General features: G+C 44.3%; 4 protein-coding genes and 1 pseudogene. 2 read left to right on the plus strand and 3 right to left on the minus strand.

Annotated elements, in window-relative coordinates; genetic code table 11:
• Positions 1–108 precede the first annotated feature (108 nt).
• The 3 genes and pseudogenes from ABL924_RS17830 to ABL924_RS17840 all read right to left on the minus strand — a co-directional run.
• Positions 109–216 (minus strand): annotated as a pseudogene (locus ABL924_RS17830) (IS630 family transposase); the annotation flags it as partial.
• Positions 217–362: 146 nt separating this feature from the next.
• Positions 363–791, minus strand: a complete 429-nt coding sequence (locus ABL924_RS17835; RefSeq protein ID WP_349028445.1) for a DNA polymerase III subunit chi — start codon at positions 789–791, stop codon at positions 363–365.
• 9 nt (positions 792–800) lie between these two features.
• Positions 801–2,288: a leucyl aminopeptidase gene (locus tag ABL924_RS17840; RefSeq protein ID WP_349028446.1), complete on the minus strand. Its 1,488-nt coding sequence runs from the start codon at positions 2,286–2,288 to the stop codon at positions 801–803.
• A 122-nt stretch (positions 2,289–2,410) separates the two neighbouring features.
• Here ABL924_RS17840 and lptF point away from each other — a divergent pair, with 122 nt between their 5' ends.
• Positions 2,411–3,547: an LPS export ABC transporter permease LptF gene (gene lptF / locus ABL924_RS17845; RefSeq protein ID WP_349028447.1), complete on the plus strand. Its 1,137-nt coding sequence runs from the start codon at positions 2,411–2,413 to the stop codon at positions 3,545–3,547.
• The gene (lptG, locus tag ABL924_RS17850) at positions 3,544–4,614 is read left to right on the plus strand and encodes an LPS export ABC transporter permease LptG (RefSeq protein ID WP_349028448.1); all 1,071 of its coding nucleotides are present in this window, start codon (positions 3,544–3,546) and stop codon (positions 4,612–4,614) included. The genes lptF and lptG overlap by 4 nt, the downstream gene beginning before the upstream one ends.
• Positions 4,615–4,757: the final 143 nt, after the last annotated feature.

Raw genomic sequence — 4,757 nt, forward strand, 5'->3', positions numbered from 1 at the left:
TCGCATTCAAAGTTAGGCTATCAATCCCCGTTGCAGTTTGAGTGGGATTTTTATAAGAAGGCTGTCTAAAAAAGTGTCCGGTTTATATTGACCATTACATCCCACCATCTTTACAATCCGCATCACCTTAATGCCTTGTTTATGCAACCGCACTACCTGCTTTCGCCGCTCGTGCAGTTGCTCCAACGTTTGATACCTCGCGTCTTCTTTTTCCATACGGATAAGACACAAAATAACGCTATAAGTTCAAACTTTATAAGGCCGTATCTATAATATGACCGTCAAGACGCCATCAGCCTTACCTTAAAGCCGGATCGGGATGTAATGGTAAACCTCAAGCGGCATGATTGATTGGATTGCGCTTATATCTTATGTGTCACAACCTCAATCCCCGCCTGTTGGTATTGTCGGTATCGCTGCCTGCCCTGCGCCTTACAAGCTTCACTGTTGTCCAGGATTTCTAATACTTTTTCGGCCTGTTGAAAGCTCTTTGGCAGTTGAGATGACACGTTAATTAAGGTATTTCGCCAGTGTTCTGGCGGTTCACTAGTGCCGATCAGTACAGTATTTATTTGTTCGGGTATTGTATCTTGGTAGATTTGATGCGGCACGAAGCTGCCCGCCCTGAAGGTCCAGAGCAGGTTGTCTAGATGCTGGCTTTGCTCTGGAGAATCGGTAAGTACGTACGCAAAATGCCCGTTGCGGTAGGCTTTTTCGATTAGTTTGCAAGCAAACAGGTAGCGTTCTTGGGTTAATTCCGTCGGCAATACGTAAAAGCTGATTTCTGGCACACGGCTAACCTATGACGCTGCCCGGTCAATGAGATATTGGCTTAACAAGGGTACGGGACGGCCTGTTGCGCCTTTGAATTGTCCGGTTCTCCAGGCTGTACCTGCAATATCCAGATGCGCCCAACGAAAGTTTTTGGCGAAGTGAGAAAGGAAACAGGCGGCCGTTATCGTACCTGCATCTTTACCACCAATGTTGGCAAGGTCGGCAAAATTGGATTTAAGCTGCTCCTGATATTCTTCCCATAACGGTAAACGCCAAACGCTGTCACAGGAGGATTCTCCCGCTTTGATTAGGGCGTTGCAGAGGTCGTCGTCGTTGCCTAACAAACCACTGGGGACTCGTCCCAAAGCGACCAAACACGCACCAGTCAAGGTTGCCAAGTCGATGACAACATCAGGCTTGTAGCGTTCTGCGTAAGTCAACGTATCGCAAAGTATTAGCCGGCCTTCCGCATCGGTATTTAAAATTTCGATGGTTTTGCCCAACATACTGGTGACAATGTCGCCAGGTTTGTTGGCATCGCCATCGGGCATGTTTTCGGATGAGGGAACCAAACCCACGATATTGAGCGGCAATTGCATTTTTACCGCTGCCAGCAAAGTACCCATGACGGCCGCGCCGCCGCACATGTCGTATTTCATCTCGTCCATGCCCGCGCCGGGCTTCAAGGAAATTCCGCCGGCATCGAAAGTTAAGCCTTTGCCCACCAAAACGATAGGCTTGCTGTCCTTTTTGCCTCCGAGATATTCCAGGGCGATCAATTTGGCTGGTTGACGGCTGCCACGTGAAACTGACAGAAAAGAACCCATGCCGAGTTCTTTCATTTCCGATTCCTCCAGGATTTTAACGCTGAGTCCTGGATGAGTTTTGCCGAGTTCAACAGCTTGTTCAGCCATGTAAGTCGGGGTGCAAACATTGCCAGGAAGATCGGCGAGCGCTTTGGCAAGGCTAACGCCTTCGGCAATTGCCAAGCCTTGGATTAATCCTGATTGCGCCAAGGCAAGCCCACTATCTGGGGTAGTAATAATTACTTTTTGCAGTTTACTTTCGGTTTCCTTGTCGGATTTGAGGGCGGTAAACTGGTAGCTGGCATCGTTAAAAATTTCGACAATTTGTCGGACATTCCATTGCAGATTACAACCTTCAACGCCAACGTCTGCAAGTCCACAGGCAATGGATTTGATATAGGGTTTTTTTAGGCTATTTACCGCAGCCGATAATGCTTTACGGTAATTTTTTGTCGATAAGGGTTTGTTTTCGCCTAATCCAACCAACAGAACACGTTCAACTTTGCTGTCGGGAATTACGTTTATCAACGCTGTCTCGCCAACTTTACCGCTGGCATCTCCACGCTTAATGACTTTGCTGATTACTTGCTGTAAGTTATCAGTTAAGGTTGATTCGGAAGCGATAAGTTGCTGGTTTTGATACACACCGATAATGATACAATCGCATGGTAGTGTTTCTATGGCAGCGGTTTCTATAGAATAATCCATCTTACTTTGTAAATAGGTTGTTTTTAAATTGACTGGGTCATAGCGTAACCGGCGGTTGCCACTTCACTCTATTTTTCGTTTGATTATACAACACAAATATCGATTTGCTTGAGGAGATAGGCTTGGAAGCGGATTGGCCTAAAGGCTATAAAACGACACGGCGACCATGGGTTACCGTTTTAGACAAAATGATTGCCACGGACTTGCTGAAAACATTATTTTCTGTGTGGACAGTCATTGTGGTTATTGTGGTGAGCCGGAAGTTTATCAAAATTCTTGATAAGGCCGTTGAGGGCCATGTTTCCAATGAGACCCTGTTGACTATCTTAGGATTAAGAACCATAACCTCCAGCATCTCCCTATTACCGGCTGCCACTTTTATGGCGCTGCTAATGGTGCTGGGGCGATTGTATAAAGACCAGGAAATGTCCGCAATTGCCGCTGCGGGAGGTGGTGCGGGTACGCTTTACAGGGCGGTTTTTTTGTTGATATTTCCGCTGAGTATTATCACCCTCGGCTTATCGCTCTATGTTTCGCCGTGGGCTGAAAATAAAATACAGGGGATTATTAATCAAGACGAACAATCCTCTGATATTCGTGGTATCGCGGCCGGTAAGTTCAGTGAGTACAGTCGAGGTGATCTGGTTTTTTATGTTGAAAACATAACGCCTGACCAAAAAATGCACTCTGTTTTTATGCAGCATAGGAAGAAAAACAAACTGAGCATAATCAACGCAGAGCATGCCCGCTTCGATGATTTGCCCGAAGGTCGTTACATTGTCTTTGAGAAGGGCGAGCGCATACAAGGCCATCCCGGCAGTTTCAACTACGTAGTTGAAGAGTTCAATGAATATGCTTTAAAAATAAAGGAAAAAGCACTGTCAACTTTTGTCACACCGAGCGGGCTTGACAGCGCTAAGCTATGGAAGTCCTCAGTGAAAAAAGAAATTGCAGAGCTTCAAAGTCGCCTCGTTACACCTTTAGGCATTTTGCTGCTGGGTTTTATAGCTGTGCCACTGTCCAGGATTTCGCCCAGGGGCGGCGTATATGGCAGTATGTTGCTGGGTTTTTTGATTTATTTCAGCTACGGGAATCTTTCTAATGTTGCCCAAAGTTGGGTTATTAAAGGATCTATTGCTAACTGGCCTGGTATTTTCTGGGTAAATTTGGTGCTGTTTGTTATCGGCTTGGTATTTTTGGCAAACTGGTACGGATTCCGGTGGTTAATCTTAACCATCAGGCAAAGAGCGTCAAAATGAACGTACTATCGCTTTATATAGCCAAAGAAATTCTGAAAGGTTCGTTGATTACTTTATTGATATTACTGACACTTTTCAATTTATTTACCTTTGCCGATGAGCTGAAAGATATAGGTCAAGGTCACTATGATTTAAAACAAGTTTTCTACTACGTAGCTTTAACTTCACCTACCGTACTTTATCAGCTCATTCCTGCATCGGCATTAATTGGCAGTTTATTTGTGTTGGGTTCTATGGGTAATAATCGCGAATTGATTGCCATGCAAGCATCAGGCTTGTCCATATTCGGCATCATTAAGGCCGTTATGCTTGCAGGAGTTGCCTTGGTTATTTTGTCAATGCTGATTGGTGAATTTATAGCGCCATTAGGTGAAAGGCTGGGTCAGAAAATAAAAATGACTGCCCAAAACGAACAAATCATAATGAACTCCAGCTATGGCTTATGGCTGCGGGAAGGCTCAAATTATATCAATGTGCGTCAAGTAGAAGACGATGGAAAACTGGCTGACATAAGTATTTATGAATTGGATGCACAACGGCATTTAAACCGTGAACTACATGCCGATAAAGCCACTTTCCTGGGCAAAAAAACCTGGAAGCTGGAAAATATTAAACAATCGACGATTTCAACACAACTCATTCAGGTAACTCAACAGGCAGAGCAAATATGGAACTCATCAATTGCCCCCAATTTATTAAAAATTGTCATTGTGAATCCCAAAAATCTCTCTTTGTATGATCTGGCAATGTACGTTCGGTTTTTAAAAGAAAATCACCAAAAGTCACACGCTTATGAAGTTGCTTTTTGGGGCCGGGCGGTCAGTCCGCTAACCACCTTTGTTATGTTGTTAGTGTCAGCACCTTTTGTTATTGGCATTCGTCGGGGAGTCAGTGTCGGCGCTCGAATCATGATTGGCGTTGCAATTGGCATGGGCTTCGATATTTTCAATAAAATTATCAACCATTTAGGATTGATTTATAACCTCAATCCACCATTTATGGCATTGCTCCCCAGTTTAACAGTTTTTGCTGTCGTATTATTTGCCATGAAAAAAGCACAAACTTAAGCAATAATTCCCTTACATTAGTTCCGAAACGCATCTGATGAGAATTTTGAGAGTGTTTACATAAAGATACATTTTGGCTATAGTAACTTCCTTAATCCAAAGGAGGCGCGGCTATGGCAATCTGTAAACATTGTGGTGTTGAA

This window comes from Methyloglobulus sp. (genome assembly GCF_040079455.1).
In the GTDB taxonomy this organism is placed as follows: domain Bacteria; phylum Pseudomonadota; class Gammaproteobacteria; order Methylococcales; family Methylomonadaceae; genus Methyloglobulus.

What these genes read in the sequence shown, in the direction of transcription:
- ABL924_RS17840 (WP_349028446.1), bottom strand. Translation starts at nt 2,288, where the DNA reads ATGGATTATTCTATAGAAACCGCTGCCATAGAAACACTACCATGCGAT.
- lptG (WP_349028448.1), top strand. Translation starts at nt 3,544, where the DNA reads ATGAACGTACTATCGCTTTATATAGCCAAAGAAATTCTGAAAGGTTCG.